Raw genomic sequence first — 21,912 nt, forward strand, 5'->3', positions numbered from 1 at the left:
GTCAAAAGTATCCGGTTTGGGGTTTTCGTATGTATATGATTTAATTGGGAGTTCCATCCTTTATGATATTTGAGGAATAGGTAGGGTATATATAATTAAATAGTAGTATTTTGTTTACAAGTTTTCTATGGGAATATTCACTCTCCAATGCAGGAATTGAACTCCCTACCTGCGTTACGTTTAAAGGTAGGAGGTTTCTCACCTATCTATAAGAAGCATCCCTCTGATTTTTGTAACCGACTTCACTTCTCCGATTGGACAGTTCATCATGATCAGGATATTGACTTAGGAAGCGCGATGCTTCAGTTACGGGTGAAGGGAGAGACGATGCAGATGATTATCCATGAAAGAGCGCTATCCGTTCGCCAATGCATCTTCGATTACTATCAACGAGTCGGGATTCACTGCCTGGTTACGATTTTTACAGAGCAGCCGCTCCAGCTGTTATTAGACTTCGATTCCAATCGGGATGAATTGATTACACCACAACGACGAAGCTATTCTTGTCGCCACATCCGGGCCCATCTTGTCTCTGCCTTGATCACGTTCGATGACTCCTATACGCATGTCTATATGACAAAAGCCCCGTTCACTCCCCTGACACGTTATTGCCTCCTGATCGTTTGACAAATCATGTGGACTGTTCCTATATGAGAGAAAACTGATGATACATTCATATCATGCGATGGAACCCAGGACAGCTCATGTACATGTAAGAAATGGCTTCTGCTTCGAATGTTCCAAAAGACAGACTCGATTTTCGAACCCCATCAAGATGGCAACACACCATCCGCGACGAATGGACCAAATATGACGGGCAGAGGTTCTAACGTTCGTTGTACTTCTGCAATGAATCGACTGGATCCACTCACGAAAACGATGGGATCGTTTACTGAAATCAATCCTAAGAAACTCTCGATTTCTTCGTCCCATCCCTCATTCTGAATGCTATGAAAAATTAAGCCCTGTTTCGTGAGTAAATTAAGATCTGACAACATTTTCTTGGAAGACGGTTTCGTTGGCCGAACATGTAAAATCGTCGTTGTCCGTCCACTCATCAACGCATACTGCGCCTCATCGATGATGGCACCCAGATGATGCCCTTCCGCGACGAGCAAGACACCAAGTCGAGACCAGTCACCCTGTTGCTTATATTTGCAAAAATGGCGACACGTCTCGACTAACTGATGGTGCACAATCTGCCAGGCTTCAAGCACCGGGTCCGTCGGTGACAATCCAAGCTCCACTCTGACCGCATCGACAATCTCGGTACTAATGATGTCTGGATATGTCAGGATAAATGATTTTGTTTGATTGATTTCATTTAATAAGACCATTTTAAACAGTTCACTGGATTCATGTTGATGCGTGACATGCTTTAAAAGTTGAGCCAGTCGGAGAATCCGGAGCTCAAAGCTTTGGGATGGAAGCTCGAGATTTCCTATTTCCTGTAGTTCTGCGCTATACTTATATTGCAACTGTTTATAAAAACGGCTGGCAATCCGTAAGCCGTTTTGATCCACTTGCGGTCCGATCGATTGTAACAGGTGTAATGCCTGATCAAAATGCATGACATGACCTACCTTTCCTCGTATATTATGACCGACCTTTTCTTTAAATTCAATCTCTAAAATGCATCTTTAGATACGCACATTTAAACTTGTACTTCCTATTAAACTTCTCTAACATGTGTAGTTAAGTAGGTGATGAAAATGCGCATGACACGTTATACGGATTATGCAATCAGATCCCTGTTATTTGCCGGGGCACACTCTGATCGATTGGTCCGAATCCAGGAAGTAGCGGACTGTTACGACATTTCAAAAAATCATCTGATGAAAGTCGTCTATCGTTTAGGACAAAATGGATTAATTCATTCTGTTCGTGGTCGAGGTGGCGGATTCCGTTTGGCAAGCCCGCCGGATGAAATTTATATCGGTGACATAGTGCAATTGTTTGAACCAACAACCCATTTTCTAGACCCACTCGAAGGGATGTCTGAACTTCCTTCTTTAGACCCTGCACGCGAAGCTTTTGATGACGCGATTGCTGCGTTTCATCAAGTCTTGAACAGTTACACGATAAATGATTTACTTCATCCACCGAGTTCCACACATCGACAAATCCTTGAAATGATTCCGAGCCGCGACTAATCGTGGGCGGAATCATTTTTTTGTTCAACGACATCCGGGACGCCTTCTGAATCCGTGCGTGGTATACTTATATAAGAAAGGAGGGGTACAGATGAACCCTCACGAAGAACTCAACAGTTTATATCTCCGCTTAAAAGAGGCAGATCCGTCACTCGAACGTGGTGAATCACTTTGGACCATCTTTGAAGATACGACCGATGCGACACTCCGTCCCCTTGCCTTGTGGACATTTTCTCAAAACCAATTTGATTTGGGTCACTTCCGCTCTTTTTTAGTTTCCTTTTCCCTTTTGATGGATTGGGTCCGAAAAGATGAATTGACTTTAACGCCTAAACAGGAACTTGATCTGTACTGGAATTATAAATCCTATTTAATTTATGCAGCCGAACAGGAAGATATGCCCGTCGCCTTGTTAGAAGAAGATTTTGACCGGTTCGTTGATTTTTGTGACGCCCACGGTTTTGCCCGGACAAGGGACTACATCGGCTTTATGATTTACAGCAAACTCGGTGACGAAGAACAGGCCGATCACTATCTCTCGGAATGGGTCGACGCCCCGCCGGATGAATTAAGTGACTGCCCGTCTTGCGAAGGCTTCAGCCGGATGATTTATGCCATCGAACGCGGTTACGAAGACCGGGCCCTGTTGCTGTACGCCGCAATCCGCCATGAACGCGGTTGTTCGCGTATGCCCGATCAAGCCCACCCGTTCATCCTTCCATTATTCATCAGCCGGAAAAAAGACCGGTTTGATTGGACGGAACAATTGATTCAAGAGGTTAAACGGGTCAAACCGCTCTTCACGGGCGGCGATGAACCATATCATCTGTATGCCGCGATGTATTACGACGCCAACTATGTCTGGTCGATGGAAGAGAAAAAACAGCTCATTCCGTTATTGACGGATCGTGGCTACCTGCAGTTCTTACTGGCCCACTATGCAGCGTCCTACCGGGCGGCCCGTCATACCGAAGTTGCCTATCTGGGAGTCCTCCGCTCAAACATTTATGAAGTCGCCCAAGAACTGGATCGACGGATTGACGGACACTTTTATTTGAACTTCGTCGAACGGGAACTCAAACGGGTGACGGAATTCATCGTTTAATTTTTTGGAGAGGACGTGTCAGAATGTTAGATCACGTACAGTTAGCTGCCCCAAGAAACTCCGAAGAACAAGCTCGGGCTTTTTATGCCGGGCTTTTACATATGAAGGAAGTGGAAAAACCGGCTGGTGTCAAAGCAAGTGGCGGTGTCTGGTTTGAATCGAATGCTGCCGCCCTCCACCTCGGTATCGAAGAGTCGTTTCACCCTGCAACAAAAGCGCATCCGGGTCTGACCTTTTCCCGCCTGGACGACTTGGCGAACCGGTTACAAGATGCCGGATATCCCGTTCAATTTGATGACCGGCTGGCACCACGACGACGCTTCTTCACAGCGGATCCGTTCGGCAATCGGATTGAATGTATTGAACAGCAAATACCCGTCATCGTCCCGAAACGTCTTGCGAACGGTTCGCACATTCGTTTGCTTGCACCGGCCTCGAGTCTTGCGACGGTTGATTCAAAAATCCTGGATCAGGCGATTACGGTTTTGGAATCGTTCGGCTTACGCGTCTCGATCAGTCAGCATGCCCGGGCAGTAAACCCGTTTGGTTCGAGCGATCCCGCATGCCGCCTGGACGATCTCCATACCGCTTTCGCAGATCCATCGATCGATGCGATTTTATGTGTCCGCGGTGGATTTAGTTCCAACGAGTTGCTTGACGGACTGGACTACGATTTAATCCGGAATAATCCAAAGATTCTTTGCGGTTTTTCTGACATCACGGCACTCAGTCAGGCACTCCTGACAAAAAGTGGGCTCGTCACCTATTCCGGACCGATGTTGCGCGCACTCGCCTCTCGTGATGCCTATACGTTACAGTCGTTCGAGAAGGTTTTATTCGAAAGCGGGACGACTCAGATTCTGCCGAGTGTCAATTGGCATGATCAGCATGAAGGAAAAGACGTGACGCTTCCAAATCCGGGACCCGTCATCCTGTCTTCCGGCGTTGCGACAGGACGCCTGCTCGGGGGAAATCTCTGTACGTTGAACCTTCTGCAGGGCACATCGTACTTTCCGGACTTACGTGACAGTGTCCTGTTTCTGGAAGATGATTACGAAGTCCATCCGGCGACATTCGCGCGTGACTTTGCCTCGTTAATGGCACAGCCTGGAGCGGAACAAATTCGCGGGATCGTCTTTGGTCGTTTTCAGCTCGCAACACAGATGACGGATGAACATCTTCGTTATCTGGTCGGCTTGTACCCTGCTCTTTCCTCGATTCCGGTCATCTCCGGAGTAGACTTCGGTCATACGATGCCGCTGTTCACCTTCCCGATTGGCGGGACGGTCTCGATTGAGGACGGCACGATTTCTATCGAACATTAAAAAGGGAGGAGTCGCGGCGATCCGCGTCTCCTCCTTCTTTAATAGTCGAGCAATCTCGAAGCATCAATTTGACGCTCCGACCCATCCGCAAACATCTCGAGTGTCGCAAGGATTTTGTGATCCGTCAAGTCGTATCGTAACAACGTAAAGTCCTCCAGCGTCGAAATCGTCTTAAACGTTTTTCCGACCGTGAACGCACGCTTCCGGCTCGTATGCTGAACAGGAATCGTCACAAATACGACAGTGATGTCCGTTCCGTTCGTATCGTAATAAAACTCGACGACACGACCGTCCGCTGTCTCCGGCAAGAGACCTTTTTGAGGTCGTCCGGACTCATCCAATTGTACATAAGGTTGTAACATCGTTCCGCCTCACTTTCTCCGTCATTTATCATAGCATGACAAAAAAAATTATGCTAATGTATAAGTGATGTTGAAAGGGGGATGAGTCACGGATGGCATGGTTCATGAATGGAATTTTGCTCTGGGGCTTTATCATGATCACATTGATGGCGATTGGCGGTTTCTTCATGTTCCGGAAGTTCCTAAAGAAACTTCCGAAAGAAGACGGCAAATCGATGATGGACTGGGAAGATGAATACATCGATCAGACCCGCCATTTATGGACGGATGAGACACTTGATTTATTAAATGCACTGGTTATGCCTGTTCCGGCTGCTTTTCGGGATGTGGCACGTCGGAAGATCGCGGGACGGATCGGACAGTTCGCACTGGAAGAACGGGCATCTGTGATGACGTCCGAGCTTGTCGTCAAAGGCTATATTTCCGCGACACCGAAACGGGATCATAAATTTTTGAAAAAAGCCTTACGCGAACACGCCATCGACTGGCGCGATTACGAACTTTATTTCCAAAACTAAAAGGAAGGACTCTCATATGAGAATCCTTCCTTTTAGTTTTGCGGTAAATGTTCGACCGGAACGATTCCCGACTTGACCTGCTTGTACTTCAGATACATCGCAATCCGCCAAGGCACAATCATTCCAAACGCCACGAGATAAAAAATCCCACCCGTCTCAAAGATATCGATTTGACCGCCAATGACAAACTTCGCGACTGTCCGGACAATCAGAATCCCGAACAGGACGATGAAAAAGGCTTTTGAACGTTGCAAATAAATTTGCCCTTCTGCCTCGTAAAAATTGGACGTCTTGATCAAAAAAATACTGAAGATTGCACCGACCAATAATGCTTCTGCCACTTCCGTCCATGTCAGACGGGATGCCGGATATAAAAACTGCAGCATCCCGGTCGACATGGCGAATGGCGGGATTAAGATTTTTTTAGCGTTCGTCGGTTTAGCCGAAGCTTTGACACGAATGAAGCTGATCAGCAACCCCATGACGAGCGCAACCCCTGTTGATACCCAAATCATCCCATCACTTCCTTGTTAAAATCCGGTGAATCCTACGATATCACTCATCCATGCAGCAAATGCACTGAGTCCGTCAAAATACAGAACGATTCCGAACAACATCATCAATGCTCCACCGAATTTCGTCATCTTTAAACTGTACTGAACGAATAATCTCGAACGACCGACGAAAAAGGCCATTAATAAAAACGGAATTGAGAACCCAAGCACATAAAACAGCATATACAACATACCTTGACTTGGATTCGTCGCTGCAAGTCCGATGACGCCTGCCAAAATCGGGCCCGTACAGGGTGTCCATCCGGCAGCAAAACCAATTCCGACAAGGATGGTACCGATGTACCCGCCCTTTCGTTCACCTAAATTGAGTTTTTTCTCACGCATCAAGAATGTCGGTTGCCATAATCCAAGCAACACCACACCAAATACGAAAATAACGAGCGCACCGACCATCCGTAATGTGTCACGGTAGGTAATGAAGACGTCTGCTAGTAAGGAAGTCGATAAGCCAAGAACAGCAAACACCATCGCAAATCCAACTAAAAACGCTACTGTATGCAACAGCGACCGTTTTTCCCTGACCCCTTTTTCTTTCAAGTCCGTTACAGAAACACCGGTAATATAGGAGAGGAACACCGGATATAACGGAAGCGTACAAGGTGAGACAAAAGACAATAACCCTGCACCAAACGCTAACCAAAGCGAGAGCTCCATTTCAGCAGCTCCTTTCTAATAAGAAGAAGTTCCTTCTCTATTTTGCCAAACTAATTGATATTTAGCACCTATTATCTTCCGAAAAATTAAAAAGATTCGTGACAACTGAAATTACAAAAAAATTACATTTCCTCAAAACAGATGAAATGTCGTTGCGCTGGCAGAAACCACTTGCTAGAATATGGATATGACATCAATGTAAGGGAGGATTCTATGACAAGCCAACATCTATTGACTTTAGCGATCGAAGCAAAACGAAGTGAATTGTATCATCAGGCAGATCGGTCTAGTTTCACCTCCCCGCATGTTTTGAAGCTGAGTCATGAACTGGATTTATTACTCCTTGAATACACTCGCTTCGTCCAAAAATATACCTATCCGTCTTCAAATGAATCTGTTTTAGGATAATTGGATGAAATCTACAGACCATATATACGAATGAGAAAAAGCCGTCGACGGATCAATCCGTTGACGGCTTTTTCGTGTTTCTTCTATATAATGCGTTCAATTCATCTTTTTTAATCGAGCTTTACATTCGATTCATTGAAAAAATACTTTACTTCCGTCCAGTTACTCTCTTTTCAGTCTTTCTTTGAGCCTTAAGTTCGGGGAATAGTTAGAATATTTCTTCTATACCATGCCTAAAGTCCTACTTTTTCTTTATTTTACCAAGCATTATGACCTAGACGTGACAAAACATGCATTTTTGCAATCTGTTTGTCATACTAGCCCGCTTTGTAACTTGAATGACTCTGACCTGTAAACGCACAACCCTGAATTGCCGTGTAAAGTAGGAACAGTAAACACAGCATATGTCAGGAGGACATCAATAATGAAAAAAGCAGTTTTCGCTGCAGGTCTTGCAGCAACGGCTCTATCAGTAGGATTCGCCCAAGAGACAGAGGCTGCCTCAGAGACGGTAACAGTAAATACAGCGGTATTAAATGTACGCACAGCACCTACAACGGCATCAGCGGATGTGGGTAACGTATATAAAGGTCAAAAATTAAATGTCGAAGGACGTTCTGGTGCATGGATTCAAACAAACATCAATGGCCAAAAACGTTATGTACACGGTGCTTACACTTCAGCCGGTTCTTCGTTCGACTTTAAAAAAGCTACAGTCACTACGGCAGTATTAAACGTTCGTTCGCAACCTACTACAAACTCTAAAGACGTTGGCAACTTGTATAAAGGCCAGTCCGTTAACGTAGAAAGCAAAGTCGGTGCTTGGATCAAAACAACAATCGACGGAAAAACTCGTTACGTACACAGCGCTTATACAACTTTAGCAGGTTCAACAGCAAAAGCTCCAGCTGTTAAAGCTCCAGCAGCTAAACCATCAGCACCTGTTGCTAAAGCAGCTCCAAAAGCAGCAGCTCAACCAGCTGTAGCAACAAAACAAACAACAGCAGCAAAATCAGGTACGAAAGTAACAATGAACGTTACAGCGTACACAACTGACCCATCAAACAATGGTAGCCGCCTTTACAACGGTCGTGCATTGACTGCTAGCGGTTATGATGTAACAAATACGATCACGTACAATGGTATGCGTATCGTTGCAGCATCAGCTCAATACCCAATTGGTACACGCATGCACATCTCAGGTATCGGTGAAGCCATCGTACTTGACCGTGGCGGTGCTATCCAAGGTAACAAGCTTGATCTTCTCGTTGGTTCACAACAAGAAGCACTCAACTGGGGACGTCAAAACGTCACTGTTACTGTCTACTAATTTCAAACACAAACAACCTGCCGGGCGAGATCGCCTGGCAGGCTTTTTTGTGTCTTACGAGACCGATGAAACGTGACCGGATTGCAGTTCATACATCTTTTTATATAATCCGTTCTTTTCAATCAGTGTCTGATGGTTCCCTTGTTCGACGACTTCCCCTTGATGGAGGACTAAAATCAAATCCGCATCCTGGATAGTCGACAACCGGTGGGCAATCGCAATCGTCGTTCGTCCCTGCCGCATCCGTTTTAAGGCGACCTGCACTTTTTCTTCCGTTTCCGTATCAATCGAACTTGTCGCTTCGTCGAGAATCAAGACTTTCGGATCCCGCGCCATTGTCCGGGCAAACGAGACCAACTGACGTTCTCCGGCAGAGAATGTCGCTCCCCGCTCAGCGACCGGACTGTCATATTGTTCATCCAACTGATTGATGAAAGCATCTGCTTGGACAAAACGGGCTGCTTCCTCGACTTTTTTGAATGGAATCGAGGGATCAAATAACCGGATGTTATCCGCGACACTGCCTGTAAACAGAAACGAATCCTGTAACACGAGACCGACATGACGCCGCAGTTCCTCTTCCGGCAATTGTTCGAGCGGTTGCCCGTCAATCAAGATCCGGCCCGATTGATACGAATAAAACCGCATCAAAATATTGATGATCGAACTCTTTCCGCTACCGGTCTGACCGACCAAGGCAACTGTCTGTCCTTTTTTCACTTCGAACGAAATCCCTTTTAAGATTTCCTTCTCACCGTCGTAACTGAACCGGACATTATCAAAGACGATGTGTCCTTCTGTAATATCAGCGTCACCCGCAATTGTCTTCGCAGGTTCCGGCTCATCCGTATCGAGTACTTTAAAGACGCGGTCTGCCGAGACGACGGCTTGTTGGAATTCAGATAAGCGTTGCATGATTTGCTGGACCGGTTGGAAAATCCGCTCCATATAACTGATAAAGGCATAGACAACCCCGACTTGCACCGTTTGCGAAAATGACAGGACACCAAAGTACGTGATCAAGGACGCAATCGTCAGCGCCAACATCAACTCGATGATTGGCCGAAGCAACCAGCTGTCGAGTTTCAGGTTCTTGTAACGACCGTTCTGATGGGCGATGTTTGTCTCTTCGAATTCCGCCATCAACCGTTTTTCCTGCCGAAACTGCTGAATGATCGCCATTCCATTGATCGATTCATTCAGCTGTCCGTTAATCTTCGACAACAAATCCCGAACTTCGGCATAATATTTCGTTGAATAACGGCGATAAATCCAGATGATGAAATAAAACAGCGGTAACAGGACTAACGCAATCGTCGCGAGGCGTGGTTCCAGCAAGTAAAGGAAAAGATACGTTCCAATCAGTTGCACCCCACTTTGGACGAACGTCGACAAGACACCGATGTATAGTTCTTTAATGGCTTCCGTATCGTTTGTGATCCGCGAAACAAGTACGCCAGCCGGTGTCCGGTCAAAGTAACCGAGCCGTAAGTGCATGACGTGACGAAATACATCGATGCGAAGCCGTTGAATGACTTTTAAGGCAATCTTTTGAAATTCAAACGCCTGTAGATAATCAACGACGATACCGGTCGTATGCAAAAGTAAGTACACACCGAACAATAACGCAACTTCCTGCGCCGGATAGTTGCCGACCGCGACATAATCATCGATAAAGATTTTGACGAGATAAGGACCTCCGAGCTTTGCTCCGGTCGTCACGAGCAGCAGTAAAAAGGCGACTAAAACTTGTTTTTTAAACGGTTTGACGAATCCAAGCAATCGTCGCAAGACCGCTTTTTCATTAATATCATGATTCAAGCATTCCACCTCCCTGTTCGACGAGTGATTCGAGTTGCTGACGGTCGTAGGTTTCTTTATACCAACCGTCACGCGCCAGTAATTCCTCGTGTGTTCCCCGTTCAATGATCCGTCCCGCATCGAGGACGATGATCTCATCGGTATGCGAAACCGCCGACAGACGGTGCGCGACAATAATTTGTGACTGTTCGTTATCCGCCGTCCGGAAGTGTTCGATGATCGCTTCCTCCGTCTTGGCGTCAACAGCCGACAAGGCATCATCAAGTACAAGAATCGGACAATCCGCGAGTAACGCCCGGGCAATCGAAATCCGTTGTTTCTGACCGCCGGATAACGTGACGCCCCGTTCCCCGACCATCGTTGCATAACCTTCTGTAAAACCGAGAATATCCTCATGAACTGCAGCGACCCGTGCGGCTTCCATGATTTCCTCCATCGACGCATCTGGTTTTGCAAATGCGATATTGTCGGCAATCGAAGCAGAGAACAGGAAGTGATCCTGTGGAACGATCGCGACTTGCTTCCGGACCGTTTCCCGTGTCAATTGTTTGACGTCTTGCCCACCAATCGCAATCGAGCCGTATTTGACATCGTATTCGCGTGATAACAGACGAACGAACGTCGATTTTCCGGAACCGGTCCGACCGACGATTCCAAGCGTCCGACCGGGTGTCAATGTTACGCGGATGTTCTCAAGCACTGGTTGTGTATCATATACAAACCGATCGACCGCGACTTGTAAATCCGCGGACGAAACCGTCGTCGCCGCTTCTTTCGCATCCTTGATTTCCGGTTCAATCGCAAGCATTCGTTCAATCCGGTCGTACGATGCCCGTCCCCGTTCGACGATATTAAACAACCAGCCGAACGCAAGCATCGGCCACGTCAATAATCCTAAGTATGTAGTGAAGGATACGATATCCCCGATCCGAATTTCTCCTTGTTGTAATAAATATGCCCCATATCCGACCGCGATGATGTAAGACAAGCCGACCAAACCGAAAATCGTCGGATCAAATAAGGCATCGATTTTCGCAACGCGGCGGTTTTTTTGAACGACGTCGTCTGATAGAGAAGTAAACGTTCCGACATCCGACTCGACTTCTCCTGTTGCTTTCAAGACACGAACTCCGCTGACGCTTTCAGCGACCTTGTCGTTCAAATCTGAAAAGGCTTCCTGTGCATCGTGGAATCTTGAGTGCAGCATCTTCCCATACCGTGACGTCAAATAAACCATCAGTGGCATCGGTAATAAGGAAACGAGCGTCAGTTTCCAACTGATGGTCGTAATCATCGTGATGATAACGAAACTGCCCATCGTCACGGAATCGACGAGTGTCAAAATACCGGCTCCTGCCGTCATCGAAACGGCCTGCACATCATTCGTCGCATGCGCCATCAAATCCCCGCTGCGGTACTTCTTGTAAAAGGACTGATCCAAGTCTGAAAAATGACCATACAACTGACTTCGCAGCAACCGTCCGAGCCGGATCGACGCTCCAAAGATATAAAACCGCCAAAAATAACGAATCACATAGGTCGATACCCCGATCAAGACCAGTGTGCCGACCAATTTCCATAAATCATTTTTCGTCAAGCTGCCTTCGCTCAGTCCGTTGACCGTCGAACCGATTACTTTCGGCGGAATCAGTTCCAGTCCGGCAACAAAAATCAACGCTATGATTCCTAAACTGTACGCTTTCCATTCGAGTCGAAAAAACCAACTCAGTTTCCTGAAGACTCCCATACAAGTCCCCCCCTTTTAAATCGATTGAGTATTTCTAATAGTCTCACATTTTAGATTAGCCATCTTCCTAAAAAATAGCAAACAAAAGGAGACCAATCTGGTCTCCTTTTACAAGTCGTTATTTTTTCGGTGATTTCATTGAACCACTCATTGAACGCATCACTTGGTTGACTTTCTTTTGTGATGGCTTTTGACCCATTTGCATCATCAATGTCTTAATCATATCTTCGTTGATTGGCGGGTTTTGCTCCAAATAGTTCATCATGTATCGGCGAGCGATATAGAAACCAAGGGCGACACCAGCTACCAAGCAAAGAAGGGCAATTAAAATCCAAATCCATGTAGCCAAGTTGCTTCCTCCTCTAACTTCAAACGTCGCTTTTTACTATACTATAATTTAAAGCCTTTGCATAGATAATGCAAAAAAAAGGTGCGCGCGTTTGCGCACCTTTCTTCATTAACCGAGTTGCTTGACTGTGTTCAAGACATTTTCAACAGACATGCCGTACTCTTTTAAGAGAAGATCTCCCGGAGCAGAAGCACCGAAGCGATCGATTCCGATGACTTGACCTTCTGTTCCTACATATTTATACCAACCGAGTGAAGCACCGGCTTCAATCGCAAGACGCTTCGTGATGCGTTTTGGCAAGACTGATTCTTTGTATTCTGCTGATTGCGCTTCGAATAATTCCCATGACGGAAGTGAGACGACTGCTACCGTTTCGCCAAGTTCTTTCTGTGCTTCGACGAGCAAGTGCACTTCAGAACCTGTTCCCATTAAGATCGTATCCGCTGTTTCGATGTTACCCGCGATGACGTATCCGCCTTTTTCAGCGCCTTCGACCGTCGTACCTTCGAGTTCAGGTAATCCTTGACGTGTCATGACGAGAAGTGTCGGTTTGTTTTTCGATTGAACCGCTGTTTTCCATGCGGCAATCGTTTCTTTTCCATCTGCCGGACGGTAAACTGTCAAGTTCGGCATCGCACGGAAACTCATCAAGTGTTCAACCGGCTCGTGCGTTGGACCATCTTCACCAACAGCAATCGAGTCATGTGTCAAGACAAAGATCGACTGGATCCCCATCAATGCTGCTAAACGAACCGCTGGACGGAGGTAATCCGAGAAGACGAAGAATGTCGCGCCGTAAGGAATGACACCACCGTGTAACGCCATACCGTTGACAGCAGCTGCCATCGCGAACTCACGAACACCAAACCAGATGTTACGGCCGCTTGGATCGATGTCGAAGTCAGCTTCGCCTTTGAGCATCGTGTTGTTTGATCCTGCTAAGTCAGCTGATCCACCGAAGATCGACGGGATGTTTTTCGCAAGAGCGTTTAAGACTTCACCACTTGTCTGACGTGTTGCTTTTTTCGATGTCAGATCGTAAGTCGGAAGGTCTGCTTCCCAGTTGCTTGGCAATTCGTTATTGATTGCTTGAACAAGTTCAGCATGCAATTCTGGATGTGCTGCTTTGTATTGTTCCATTTTCTCAGTCCATGCTGCTTCCGTGTCAGCGCCACGTTTTTCGATGCGCTCTTCGAACAAGTCTTTAACTTCTTCCGGCACATAGAATTCTTCGTGATCCCAAACGTAGCTTGCTTTCGTCAACTTGATTTCCGCATCTCCGAGTGGTGCACCGTGTGAAGCCGATTTCCCTGATTTGTTTGGTGAACCAAATCCGATGACTGTTTTCACTTCAATCAATGTCGGTTTTGTCGTTTCAGCTTTTGCTGCTTCGATTGCTTTTGAAATCGAATCAAGATCCGTTCCGTCTTCGACACGGATAACTTGCCAGTTGTACGCTTCAAAACGCTGTTGAACGTTTTCCGAGAACGATTTATCGAGATCGCCATCAAGCGAGATGTCGTTTGAATCATACAGAACCACGAGTTTACCAAGACCTAAATGTCCTGCTAGTGAAGCCGCTTCTGCTGAAACACCTTCCATTAAGTCGCCGTCTCCGCAAATGCCGTATGTGAAGTGATCGACGACGTTTAAGTCGTCACGGTTGTATTTCGCTTCGAGGTGACGTTCTGCCATCGCCATCCCGACAGCCATCGCGATGCCTTGTCCGAGTGGACCAGTCGTCGCATCGACACCTGCTGTGTGACGGTATTCCGGGTGACCCGGTGTTTTTGAGTTCCATTGACGGAATGACTTCAAGTCATCCATCGCGAGATCATAACCTGATAAATGGAGGAGTGAGTAGAGAAGCATTGAACCGTGTCCTGCTGAAAGTACAAAACGGTCACGGTTGAACCATTCTGGATTTTTAGGGTTGTGGTTCATATGATCCGCCCATAATGTAAATGCCATCGGTGCTGCACCCATCGGCATTCCCGGGTGACCCGAGTTCGCTTTTTGTACTGCATCAATTGATAAGGTACGAATCGTATTTACTGCTAATAATTCTACTGTTGTCATGTTCGTCAAAACAATCATCCTCTCTCTTTTTCACAAATTCCTTCTCATTTTAGCATACCCAGAAATGTGATACAACTTTTCTAAATAGTATGTCACATTAAAATGAATGCGCTCTCTATTGCCGTTTTCTTGGCACTTTCGTGATACACATTACGAACTTTTTCTCAAAAAAAGCTACCCCACTCATCCCATTGAGTGACATAGCTTTTCCGATTATTGTTTGTTCCGTTCTTCTTCTTGTGCCTGCTTTAGTTTTTCCGGTGTTACGTCGGTTCCTTCTTCATCGACGATTTTAATGCCCATCATCTGATTTTTGAACGAACCGCGGAATGCTTCGAGATAAGCCGTCCGTAATTCTTTTTGTTCCGCTGTTTCCGCATCGGTCAGCGGCTCGATTTTTGATTTATTGGCTAATTCATTAATCCGGTCTAATTGTTCTTGTGATAACATAGTATCCCTCTTTCTGTTGACTCAAAGTTGAGCATTCAATAGTAACCTTACTGTAAAAGACACAAAAAAAAAAAGCAAGTTTGATGCGCAGCTAAGGCATCAAACCTGCTTCCCTATTCGTACGTACTGACAACTTCTTTATATTCCAGATAACGCCGGTTGACGGTCGCTTTCGAAATGTCATGTCCCATCCCTCTTAATGTCACCGCAATGTCCGCAAATGTCAGTCCTAACTCACGTAACCGCACGATTTCTTCAATCGGGACTTCCTTCCGGCTCCGACCGGCATTTTCACCTTGGCGGTTCAGGTTTTGTTCGGGACGAAAACCATTTTCGACAGCCCGTCGCATACCGCGGGCAATCTTTGCATTATGCAGTTTCCGTTGATACTCTTCGACGAGCGATACGATTTCAAGCACCATCGCTTCGGCATCTGCCAATTTATACTCGCCATCCGATTCCATCGTCATCAGTTGAACCTGATGTTTTTGGAATGTATGTAAAATGGCGATTTTGGCATTCCCGCGCCCGATCCGTGTATCATCCGTCACAAGAACGGCGTCCACGGCTTGACGTGTGACGTAATCGAGAACGGACAACATACCTTCCCGGTCAACGTCGTAACCACTTTCTTTTTCCGTGATGATCTCCACGACTTCAAATCCTTTTGTTGCAGCGAGTCCCGACAGTTCTGACCTTTGCCGCTCAAGCGAGCTGTCCTGTGCTTCTTTTTCCGTCGAGACGCGACAGTAGATTACTACTTTCATCGTACTTCACACCCCTGTTCGTTCATTGACAACTTTTACAGTTTGTCATTGTTGCGCGATTGGTACAACGATTTTGTTTTTCGAAATGACATGTGTCGTCTTTAATTCATTATTCTCAATCAACCATTCGACATATTCTTGGTCCGTCATTGAACCGTCGTTGTAGACTTCGGCGACTTGTTCGACTGTCGCATTTTGATCGACCGTAACAGAAGCCGTCAAGAGTTGATCGACCTTTTCGTCCGGTCGAGGCGTTAAGAGAAAAAGAATGAAAGCAAGGCTGAGCGTATAAAAAACAATGGAAAAGGCATGGGTACGAATCGTATGCATCATGATAAATCCCTCCAATTAAAAATGATTTAGAATAGATGTTCTCGGAACAATTGTTCGCATAACTCATCTTAAACCAAGAACCAGTGTTCGGTCAACACAAAATGTCGAACAATTGTTTGTACGCTCATTTGTTCTATGTTATAGTGATTTTAGAAACATGTATTCCTATAACCTTCAAAAACCAATCCGGAAAGAGGTGGCAATTCATATGCGGAAAATGTCGAAACGACAACAAGAAATCCTTGACTACATCGTTGCTCAAGTGAAACTGAAAGGGTATCCGCCTTCAGTTCGTGAAATCGGTGAAGCTGTTGGTCTTGCTTCAAGCTCAACGGTACACGGTCATTTGGATCGTCTAGAAAAACGCGGACTGATTCGCCGTGACCCAACTAAGCCACGTGCGATTGAGATATTGCTTGATAAACCTGATGAAGATCACGAAGCCATCGTGCATATTCCCGTCATCGGGAAAGTAACGGCTGGTCTTCCAATCACGGCCATCGAAAACATTGAGGAACACTTCCCACTTCCTGCACATTACGTCGGGAACGAAAATGTCTTCATGTTGACGATTGATGGTGAGTCCATGATCAACGCAGGTATTCTAGACGGTGACCGGGTCATCGTTCGTCAGCAAAACACAGCAGAGAATGGTGAAATCGTCGTTGCTATGACCGAAGATAGCGAAGCGACAGTCAAACGGTTCTTCTTAGAAGATCAACAAGTACGTCTCCAACCAGAAAATGACTCGATGGACCCGATGTATTTCGATAACGTCTCGATTCTTGGCAAGGTCATCGGCGTATATCGGACGATCCACTAAGCGAGGGACCAGCTCAGCTGGTCTTTTTTTATGCCTTCTGGAAATGTACATGATACAGTCAATACCGTTGCTTTAACCGGCTACGTTGCGTATTCGGTCGCAACGCAGCAGACGGATTGGCTTCCAACTGCTGTCGGCATCGCTGTCGGCACCCTTTGGCTTTCACCCGACCTCGATTTGAAGTCTGAACCTTACTATCGCCACGGACCGCTACGTGTCCTTTGGATGCCGTATGTCAAAATCATGCCCCACCGTTCCATCTGGTCGCATGGCTTGATCATCGGTGACCTCATTCGCCTGCTGTACAGCGCGGCTTTCGTGATTCCACTTTTATTTTTAGCGCTGTACCTGAAAATCATCGAGTCGAGTACGGTCGATTCCTGGTTTGCAGCCATGCCTGCTTTTATCACCGGCATCATGGTTGCCAGTACGATCCATATCGTTCTTGATCATTCCAGCAGTTTCTTTCGAACTAAAAAAAAGCGAAAAAAACGCCGCTGAAAACCCTTCGTTCATCACAAAAATGAACAAAGGGTTTTTGTTATCCATTTTTCATTTTTTTAAACATAAATTAAGGAAAATTTAATTTGAAGATTTGAATTATTTGTATTGAAAACGTTATCAATTAGATGTAGGTTTAAATGGAAAGGCCAATATTTGCTTTAATCCAAAGGGAGGGTTTTTGCATGAGTAACTTTATTAGTGAGCTGATTGGAACAATGATTCTGATTTTGCTCGGGGATGGGGTCGTTGCAGGGGTTGTCTTGAAAAAGACGAAATCTGAGAACAGCGGCTGGATCGTCATCACATTTGCTTGGGGTCTCGCCGTCATGACTGCAGTTTATATTGCAGCCGCCAGTGGTGCCCACCTTAATCCAGCGGTCACATTGTCGCTAGCGTTAAACTCTGATTTACCATGGGCAGATGTACCTGTCTACATCGCCGCTCAATTAATCGGAGCCTTTATCGGTGCGGTACTCGTTTGGCTTCATTACATGAAACATTTTGAAGCGACAGATGACCAAGCTGCAAAATTAGGTGTCTTTGCAACAGGACCAGCTATCCGCCATACCGGTTCAAACCTTGTTTCTGAAATCATCGGGACATTCGTCTTGGTCTTCGGAATCCTAGCATTTGGTGCCAACTCATTCGCTGACGGTCTAAACCCGTTAATCGTTGGTCTTCTTGTTGTCGTCATCGGTCTCTCGCTTGGTGGTACAACAGGATATGCCATCAATCCGGCCCGTGACCTTGGACCGCGGATTGCCCATGCCATTTTACCAATCCCGGGAAAAGGTTCGTCAGATTGGGGTTATTCTTGGATCCCAGTCGTCGGTCCATTCATCGGTGGTGCGATTGCCGTTTTCCTTCATCAAATGCTGTTTTAATTGACGAAAAGACTTCAACTTACACTTCAAGGGGGACTTTACAATGGAAAACAAGTATATCTTAGCACTCGATCAAGGAACGACAAGTTCACGTGCCATTATCTTTGATCATGACGGTCAAATCGTGAACTCGGCACAACGGGAATTCAAACAATACTTCCCGCAACCAGGCTGGGTCGAGCATGATGCCAATGAAATTTGGGGATCGATCCTCGCTGTCATGGCAGATGCTCTCGGAACGGCTGATATCAAACCGAGCCAAATCGCAAGTATCGGAATTACGAACCAGCGTGAGACGACGGTCGTCTGGAACAAAGAAACAGGTAAACCGGTCTATCACGCGCTTGTCTGGCAATCGCGTCAAACATCTGGTATCTGTGATGAGCTGAATGCACAAGGTCTGAATCAAACATTCCGCGATAAAACAGGTCTCCTGATTGACGCCTACTTCTCAGGTACAAAAGTGAAGTGGATTTTAGATAACGTGGAAGGTGCACGTGAACAAGCCGAAAACGGTGAACTTCTATTCGGAACCATCGACACATGGCTCGTCTGGAAGTTGTCTGGCGGCAAAACGCATATCACAGATTATACAAACGCTTCCCGGACATTGATGTACAACATTTACGAACAAAAATGGGATGATGAGTTGCTTGAAATCCTGACAGTTCCAAAATCCATGTTACCGGAAGTCCGTCAATCGAGTGAAGTCTATGACAACACTGTTCCGTATCACTTCTTTGGCTTCGAAGTACCAATCGCCGGAATCGCAGGTGACCAACAAGCGGCCCTCTTCGGTCAAACGTGTTTCGAACCAGGTGAAGGAAAGAACACATACGGTACAGGTTGCTTCATGCTGATGAATACTGGTGAAAAAGCTGTTTCATCTAACCACGGTCTGTTGACGACAATCGCCTGGGGTGTCGACGGAAAAGTCGAATATGCGCTTGAAGGATCAATCTTTGTGGCCGGTTCTGCGATTCAGTGGTTACGCGACGGTTTACGGATGTTGAAAAATGCGAAAGACTCAGAAGGCTATGCCTTAAAAGTCGATTCGACAGAAGGCGTTTACGTCGTTCCTGCATTCGTCGGACTCGGTGCTCCTTACTGGGATAGCGACGTTCGTGGAGCAATCTTCGGTTTAACACGCGGAACGGACAAAGAACATTTCGTTCGCGCGACTCTCGAATCACTTGCTTATCAAACACGTGATGTCTTGACTGCAATGGAAAAAGATTCAGGAATCGAACTGAAAACGTTGCGCGTTGATGGTGGTGCGGTTTCAAACGATTTCTTGATGCAGTTCCAGTCAGACATCCTGGGCGTACCAGTCGATCGTCCAGAAATCAATGAAACAACTGCCCTCGGTGCTGCTTACCTTGCCGGTCTCGCAGTCGGTTACTGGAAAGATAAAGCAGAAATCAAAAAGCAATGGAAACTCAACCGTCAGTTCAAACCAGAGATGAAAGAAGACGATCGCGAACAGCGTTATGCTGGATGGCAAAAAGCGGTTGAAGCGACAATGGCATTTAAACCGAACAAAAAAGAAGTCAACGCCTGATTTCTTGACTGGTGTTCCCTCGCGGAATACCAGTTTTTTTGTTTTCACTAAAAAACAGGCCCGCTTCCTGTACGGAAACGAACCTGTTAGTCAGACTATGTGCCTTACGAAAATTCTGCCTTGACGCCGGATACAATATCATCCAGCGATTTTGATTGACCACTTAAGACTGCCGCTAAAAAAGCGCCCTCTACCAGTGGTGCTTCGACGAACTGAACATTCCGGTCCCCACTGTATAGTTCTAAGGCCAGTTCCGCATTCATCGTCGCCGATCCGATGTCGGTCAAAATCAAACCGTCATCCGTCAATTCATTCATCGTCTCTTCAATTCGAGATGCGTCGGTACCGATACTACCATCTGCAAGACCAGCTGCGAGTAACACCGGTGTATCTGGAGCCATCTCAGCCAATAGTTCTTTCAGTCCGGCTGCCAACTTCTCACTGTGGGATACTAAAATCAAATTAATCATGACATTTCCTCCGTAATGGCTCGAAGTAAAAGTGAACTCGATAAGGCACCTGGATCCTGAACATCTTTCGTCGCATCCCCGAAGTAAGAGGCCCGTCCTTTTGTCGCCACCCGTTCTTTTGTATCCACCAATGCTTGATCCAGTGCTTGATTCAAATCACTCTCTTGTTCGAGCGCTTCGTAAAACGGTGTCCAAATATCCACCATCGTTTTTTGTCCAAACTCTGACTTCCCGCGCATTTTGATGCCATCCGTCGCTTCTTTAAAAGCCGCTGCCAGTTCTGCACCCTCGACTTCTGTTTTTCCTTTAAACGCTCCGGCAAATTTAACGAACGCCGTACCGTAAAGCGGACCGGACGCCCCCCCAACGGTTTTAATCAACGTCATTCCGACTTGTTTTGATAAGACACCAAGATCTTCATATTCCTCTTGTGCTTCGAGTTCTTTTTGAACGGCTTGGAAGCCACGTGACATATTGATGCCGTGGTCCCCGTCACCAATTTCCCGGTCAAGATCCGTCAATTCATCTTTATGTTGTTCCAGCTCGGCAGCTGCTTTAAGCAATGCTTCACGGAATGCTGCAGTTGATAACTTCATCTGTGTGCACCTCTTTTAGTTAGAATCCGATCGCGTTCGTTTTTGCATCCAGGTAGCCGACCAGCTCATCGTCCACCGGAAGCAAGGTGATCGAGAAACCATGCATTTCAAGCGATGTCATATAATTGCCGACGAATGGTCGGACGATGTCATACCCTTTTGCCTGCAGTTGCTCCGCAACATACTTGTACGTGATGTACAATTCCGATTCAGGCGTTCCACCCATTCCGTTGACCATGACAGCTACTTTTTTATCAGTCACTTCCGCCGTCAGTCGATCGAGTAATTCCGTCACGATTGCTTCGACGGAGGCAATCGGTTTACGTTCCAGTCCTTTTTCACCATGAATCCCGATCCCGATTTCCATCTCATCCTCGTGGAGATCAAAGCCAGGTTTGCCGCTTTCCGGCATATAACATGGGGATAATGCCATTCCGATTGACCGGACACCAGCAATGACTTTTTCAGCGACTGCTTTGACTTCCGCTAATGATTTTCCTTCCGCTGCCGCAGCTCCGGCAATCTTGTGGACAAAAATCGTCCCGGCGACGCCTCGGCGGTCCTCTTCTTTTTTGATGGCAATATCATCCCGGACGATGACCGTCTCGACTTCAATGTCTTCCAGTTCCGCCAGTTCTTTCGCCATATCGAAGTTCATGACGTCACCGGAATAATTTTTGACGACGAGCAGAACTCCTTTCCCACCGTCTGCTGCCTTAATTCCCTCAAGCACCATATCTGGCGTCGGAGAAGTGAAGACTTCGCCGCAAACGGCTGCTGCCAGCATCCCGTCCCCGATAAATCCGGCATGGGCCGGTTCGTGACCACTTCCGCCACCGGATACAAGTGCTACTTTTCCGTTAAGCGGTTCTTTTCGTTTGATGACATTGACTCCGTCGACTTTTGCATAAAGATCGGGATGTGCTAAAACGAGACCATCGACCATATCCGAGACAAACCGATTCGCATCTTGCATTAATTTATCCATCTTGAACGCTCCTTCGTCTAACGAATTTTTGCCGTACCACTTACTCTTTACCACCAATCGGGGCGACTTATGTCAAGGAAACATATGAAAATATTGACCACTTCGTTTCC

At 46.4% G+C, this 21,912-nt stretch carries 25 protein-coding genes; 11 read left to right on the forward strand and 14 right to left on the reverse strand.

Features of this window, described 5'->3' with window-relative positions; all coding sequences use genetic code 11:
• Positions 1–297 precede the first annotated feature (297 nt).
• Positions 298–627, forward strand: a complete 330-nt coding sequence (locus P402_RS0110905; RefSeq protein WP_026828719.1) for a hypothetical protein — start codon at positions 298–300, stop codon at positions 625–627.
• Positions 628–770: 143 nt separating this feature from the next.
• Here P402_RS0110905 and P402_RS0110910 read toward each other — a convergent pair whose 3' ends face one another.
• Positions 771–1,571 (reverse strand): hypothetical protein, encoded by an 801-nt coding sequence (locus tag P402_RS0110910; protein WP_026828720.1) that lies wholly within the window; start codon positions 1,569–1,571, stop codon positions 771–773.
• Positions 1,572–1,712: 141 nt separating this feature from the next.
• On the opposite strand from P402_RS0110910, the gene P402_RS0110915 reads away from it, so the two are divergent.
• From P402_RS0110915 to P402_RS0110925, 3 genes are all read left to right on the forward strand, one after another.
• The gene (locus P402_RS0110915; RefSeq protein WP_026828721.1) at positions 1,713–2,153 is read left to right on the forward strand and encodes an RrF2 family transcriptional regulator; all 441 of its coding nucleotides are present in this window, start codon (positions 1,713–1,715) and stop codon (positions 2,151–2,153) included.
• Between the two features lie 91 nt (positions 2,154–2,244).
• A complete protein-coding gene (locus P402_RS0110920) occupies positions 2,245–3,258 on the forward strand; it encodes a hypothetical protein (RefSeq protein WP_026828722.1) in 1,014 nt (337 codons plus the stop codon).
• A 23-nt stretch (positions 3,259–3,281) separates the two neighbouring features.
• Complete coding sequence (locus tag P402_RS0110925) at positions 3,282–4,583, forward strand: LD-carboxypeptidase (RefSeq protein ID WP_051525157.1); 1,302 nt, start codon at positions 3,282–3,284, stop codon at positions 4,581–4,583.
• Positions 4,584–4,621: 38 nt separating this feature from the next.
• On the opposite strand, the gene P402_RS0110930 is transcribed toward P402_RS0110925, so the two are convergent.
• On the reverse strand, positions 4,622–4,945 hold the full coding sequence (locus tag P402_RS0110930; RefSeq protein WP_026828724.1) for a hypothetical protein: 324 nt from the start codon (positions 4,943–4,945) through the stop codon (positions 4,622–4,624).
• Between the two features lie 92 nt (positions 4,946–5,037).
• Between P402_RS0110930 and P402_RS0110935 the strand changes: the two genes are divergently transcribed.
• A complete protein-coding gene (locus tag P402_RS0110935) occupies positions 5,038–5,463 on the forward strand; it encodes a DUF2621 family protein (RefSeq protein WP_026828725.1) in 426 nt (141 codons plus the stop codon).
• 32 nt (positions 5,464–5,495) lie between these two features.
• Here P402_RS0110935 and P402_RS0110940 read toward each other — a convergent pair whose 3' ends face one another.
• Entirely contained in the window at positions 5,496–5,978 is a 483-nt protein-coding gene (locus tag P402_RS0110940; RefSeq protein WP_026828726.1) for a CcdC family protein, read from the reverse strand.
• A gap of 15 nt (positions 5,979–5,993) precedes the next feature.
• The gene (locus P402_RS0110945) at positions 5,994–6,692 is read right to left on the reverse strand and encodes a cytochrome c biogenesis CcdA family protein (protein WP_026828727.1); all 699 of its coding nucleotides are present in this window, start codon (positions 6,690–6,692) and stop codon (positions 5,994–5,996) included.
• Between the two features lie 213 nt (positions 6,693–6,905).
• Here P402_RS0110945 and P402_RS0110950 point away from each other — a divergent pair, with 213 nt between their 5' ends.
• The gene (locus P402_RS0110950) at positions 6,906–7,100 is read left to right on the forward strand and encodes an aspartyl-phosphate phosphatase Spo0E family protein (protein WP_026828728.1); all 195 of its coding nucleotides are present in this window, start codon (positions 6,906–6,908) and stop codon (positions 7,098–7,100) included.
• A gap of 424 nt (positions 7,101–7,524) precedes the next feature.
• Positions 7,525–8,430 carry an SH3 domain-containing protein gene (locus P402_RS0110955; protein ID WP_026828729.1) on the forward strand — a complete coding sequence of 302 codons (906 nt, stop codon included), beginning with the start codon at positions 7,525–7,527 and terminating at the stop codon, positions 8,428–8,430.
• Positions 8,431–8,484: 54 nt separating this feature from the next.
• Here P402_RS0110955 and P402_RS0110960 read toward each other — a convergent pair whose 3' ends face one another.
• The 7 genes from P402_RS0110960 to yneA all read right to left on the reverse strand — a co-directional run bounded on the left by P402_RS0110960 (position 8,485) and on the right by yneA (position 15,976).
• On the reverse strand, positions 8,485–10,251 hold the full coding sequence (locus P402_RS0110960) for an ABC transporter ATP-binding protein (RefSeq protein ID WP_026828730.1): 1,767 nt from the start codon (positions 10,249–10,251) through the stop codon (positions 8,485–8,487).
• The gene (locus P402_RS0110965) at positions 10,241–11,998 is read right to left on the reverse strand and encodes an ABC transporter transmembrane domain-containing protein (RefSeq protein WP_026828731.1); all 1,758 of its coding nucleotides are present in this window, start codon (positions 11,996–11,998) and stop codon (positions 10,241–10,243) included. Before P402_RS0110965 ends, P402_RS0110960 begins: the two co-directional genes overlap by 11 nt.
• Before the next feature lie 118 nt (positions 11,999–12,116).
• Positions 12,117–12,347, reverse strand: a complete 231-nt coding sequence (locus tag P402_RS0110970) for a YneF family protein (RefSeq protein ID WP_012370001.1) — start codon at positions 12,345–12,347, stop codon at positions 12,117–12,119.
• Positions 12,348–12,455: 108 nt separating this feature from the next.
• A complete protein-coding gene (gene tkt / locus P402_RS0110975) occupies positions 12,456–14,426 on the reverse strand; it encodes a transketolase (protein WP_235188867.1) in 1,971 nt (656 codons plus the stop codon).
• Between the two features lie 213 nt (positions 14,427–14,639).
• Entirely contained in the window at positions 14,640–14,876 is a 237-nt protein-coding gene (locus P402_RS0110980) for a DUF896 domain-containing protein (RefSeq protein WP_026828733.1), read from the reverse strand.
• Between the two features lie 113 nt (positions 14,877–14,989).
• Entirely contained in the window at positions 14,990–15,643 is a 654-nt protein-coding gene (locus P402_RS0110985; RefSeq protein ID WP_026828734.1) for a YneB family resolvase-like protein, read from the reverse strand.
• Positions 15,644–15,688: 45 nt separating this feature from the next.
• Positions 15,689–15,976 (reverse strand): cell division suppressor protein YneA, encoded by a 288-nt coding sequence (gene yneA, locus P402_RS0110990; protein WP_014970072.1) that lies wholly within the window; start codon positions 15,974–15,976, stop codon positions 15,689–15,691.
• A 208-nt stretch (positions 15,977–16,184) separates the two neighbouring features.
• On the opposite strand from yneA, the gene lexA reads away from it, so the two are divergent.
• The 4 genes from lexA (at position 16,185) to glpK (ending at position 19,748) form a co-directional block, all read left to right on the forward strand.
• On the forward strand, positions 16,185–16,799 hold the full coding sequence (gene lexA, locus P402_RS0110995) for a transcriptional repressor LexA (RefSeq protein ID WP_026828735.1): 615 nt from the start codon (positions 16,185–16,187) through the stop codon (positions 16,797–16,799).
• A 30-nt stretch (positions 16,800–16,829) separates the two neighbouring features.
• Complete coding sequence (locus P402_RS0111000; RefSeq protein ID WP_026828736.1) at positions 16,830–17,300, forward strand: metal-binding protein; 471 nt, start codon at positions 16,830–16,832, stop codon at positions 17,298–17,300.
• A gap of 185 nt (positions 17,301–17,485) precedes the next feature.
• Positions 17,486–18,187: an MIP/aquaporin family protein gene (locus tag P402_RS0111005; RefSeq protein WP_026828737.1), complete on the forward strand. Its 702-nt coding sequence runs from the start codon at positions 17,486–17,488 to the stop codon at positions 18,185–18,187.
• A gap of 43 nt (positions 18,188–18,230) precedes the next feature.
• Positions 18,231–19,748, forward strand: a complete 1,518-nt coding sequence (glpK, locus tag P402_RS0111010) for a glycerol kinase GlpK (protein ID WP_026828738.1) — start codon at positions 18,231–18,233, stop codon at positions 19,746–19,748.
• 104 nt (positions 19,749–19,852) lie between these two features.
• On the opposite strand, the gene dhaM is transcribed toward glpK, so the two are convergent.
• From dhaM to dhaK, 3 genes are read right to left on the reverse strand one after another with little or no spacing between them, the layout of a single operon-like run.
• Positions 19,853–20,218, reverse strand: a complete 366-nt coding sequence (gene dhaM, locus P402_RS0111015; RefSeq protein WP_026828739.1) for a dihydroxyacetone kinase phosphoryl donor subunit DhaM — start codon at positions 20,216–20,218, stop codon at positions 19,853–19,855.
• A complete protein-coding gene (gene dhaL / locus P402_RS0111020) occupies positions 20,215–20,814 on the reverse strand; it encodes a dihydroxyacetone kinase subunit DhaL (protein WP_026828740.1) in 600 nt (199 codons plus the stop codon). Before dhaL ends, dhaM begins: the two co-directional genes overlap by 4 nt.
• 19 nt (positions 20,815–20,833) lie before the next feature.
• Positions 20,834–21,802, reverse strand: coding sequence for a dihydroxyacetone kinase subunit DhaK (gene dhaK, locus P402_RS0111025; RefSeq protein ID WP_026828741.1), 969 nt, complete (start codon positions 21,800–21,802; stop codon positions 20,834–20,836).
• Between the last annotated feature and the right edge of the window lie 110 nt (positions 21,803–21,912).

Source organism: Exiguobacterium sibiricum 7-3, assembly GCF_000620865.1.
GTDB lineage: Bacteria > Bacillota > Bacilli > Exiguobacteriales > Exiguobacteriaceae > Exiguobacterium_A > Exiguobacterium_A sibiricum_A.

What these genes read in the sequence shown, in the direction of transcription:
- P402_RS0110920 (WP_026828722.1), top strand. Translation starts at nt 2,245, where the DNA reads ATGAACCCTCACGAAGAACTCAACAGTTTATATCTCCGCTTAAAAGAG.
- P402_RS0110925 (WP_051525157.1), top strand. Translation starts at nt 3,282, where the DNA reads ATGTTAGATCACGTACAGTTAGCTGCCCCAAGAAACTCCGAAGAACAA.
- lexA (WP_026828735.1), top strand. Translation starts at nt 16,185, where the DNA reads ATGCGGAAAATGTCGAAACGACAACAAGAAATCCTTGACTACATCGTT.
- dhaL (WP_026828740.1), bottom strand. Translation starts at nt 20,814, where the DNA reads ATGAAGTTATCAACTGCAGCATTCCGTGAAGCATTGCTTAAAGCAGCT.
- dhaM (WP_026828739.1), bottom strand. Translation starts at nt 20,218, where the DNA reads ATGATTAATTTGATTTTAGTATCCCACAGTGAGAAGTTGGCAGCCGGA.
- P402_RS0111005 (WP_026828737.1), top strand. Translation starts at nt 17,486, where the DNA reads ATGAGTAACTTTATTAGTGAGCTGATTGGAACAATGATTCTGATTTTG.
- P402_RS0110935 (WP_026828725.1), top strand. Translation starts at nt 5,038, where the DNA reads ATGGCATGGTTCATGAATGGAATTTTGCTCTGGGGCTTTATCATGATC.
- P402_RS0110985 (WP_026828734.1), bottom strand. Translation starts at nt 15,643, where the DNA reads ATGAAAGTAGTAATCTACTGTCGCGTCTCGACGGAAAAAGAAGCACAG.
- dhaK (WP_026828741.1), bottom strand. Translation starts at nt 21,802, where the DNA reads ATGGATAAATTAATGCAAGATGCGAATCGGTTTGTCTCGGATATGGTC.
- P402_RS0110940 (WP_026828726.1), bottom strand. Translation starts at nt 5,978, where the DNA reads ATGATTTGGGTATCAACAGGGGTTGCGCTCGTCATGGGGTTGCTGATC.
- P402_RS0110930 (WP_026828724.1), bottom strand. Translation starts at nt 4,945, where the DNA reads ATGTTACAACCTTATGTACAATTGGATGAGTCCGGACGACCTCAAAAA.
- tkt (WP_235188867.1), bottom strand. Translation starts at nt 14,426, where the DNA reads ATGACAACAGTAGAATTATTAGCAGTAAATACGATTCGTACCTTATCA.
- P402_RS0110955 (WP_026828729.1), top strand. Translation starts at nt 7,525, where the DNA reads ATGAAAAAAGCAGTTTTCGCTGCAGGTCTTGCAGCAACGGCTCTATCA.
- glpK (WP_026828738.1), top strand. Translation starts at nt 18,231, where the DNA reads ATGGAAAACAAGTATATCTTAGCACTCGATCAAGGAACGACAAGTTCA.
- P402_RS0110980 (WP_026828733.1), bottom strand. Translation starts at nt 14,876, where the DNA reads ATGTTATCACAAGAACAATTAGACCGGATTAATGAATTAGCCAATAAA.
- P402_RS0110915 (WP_026828721.1), top strand. Translation starts at nt 1,713, where the DNA reads ATGCGCATGACACGTTATACGGATTATGCAATCAGATCCCTGTTATTT.
- yneA (WP_014970072.1), bottom strand. Translation starts at nt 15,976, where the DNA reads ATGATGCATACGATTCGTACCCATGCCTTTTCCATTGTTTTTTATACG.
- P402_RS0110945 (WP_026828727.1), bottom strand. Translation starts at nt 6,692, where the DNA reads ATGGAGCTCTCGCTTTGGTTAGCGTTTGGTGCAGGGTTATTGTCTTTT.
- P402_RS0110905 (WP_026828719.1), top strand. Translation starts at nt 298, where the DNA reads ATGCTTCAGTTACGGGTGAAGGGAGAGACGATGCAGATGATTATCCAT.
- P402_RS0111000 (WP_026828736.1), top strand. Translation starts at nt 16,830, where the DNA reads ATGCCTTCTGGAAATGTACATGATACAGTCAATACCGTTGCTTTAACC.
- P402_RS0110910 (WP_026828720.1), bottom strand. Translation starts at nt 1,571, where the DNA reads ATGCATTTTGATCAGGCATTACACCTGTTACAATCGATCGGACCGCAA.
- P402_RS0110950 (WP_026828728.1), top strand. Translation starts at nt 6,906, where the DNA reads ATGACAAGCCAACATCTATTGACTTTAGCGATCGAAGCAAAACGAAGT.
- P402_RS0110965 (WP_026828731.1), bottom strand. Translation starts at nt 11,998, where the DNA reads ATGGGAGTCTTCAGGAAACTGAGTTGGTTTTTTCGACTCGAATGGAAA.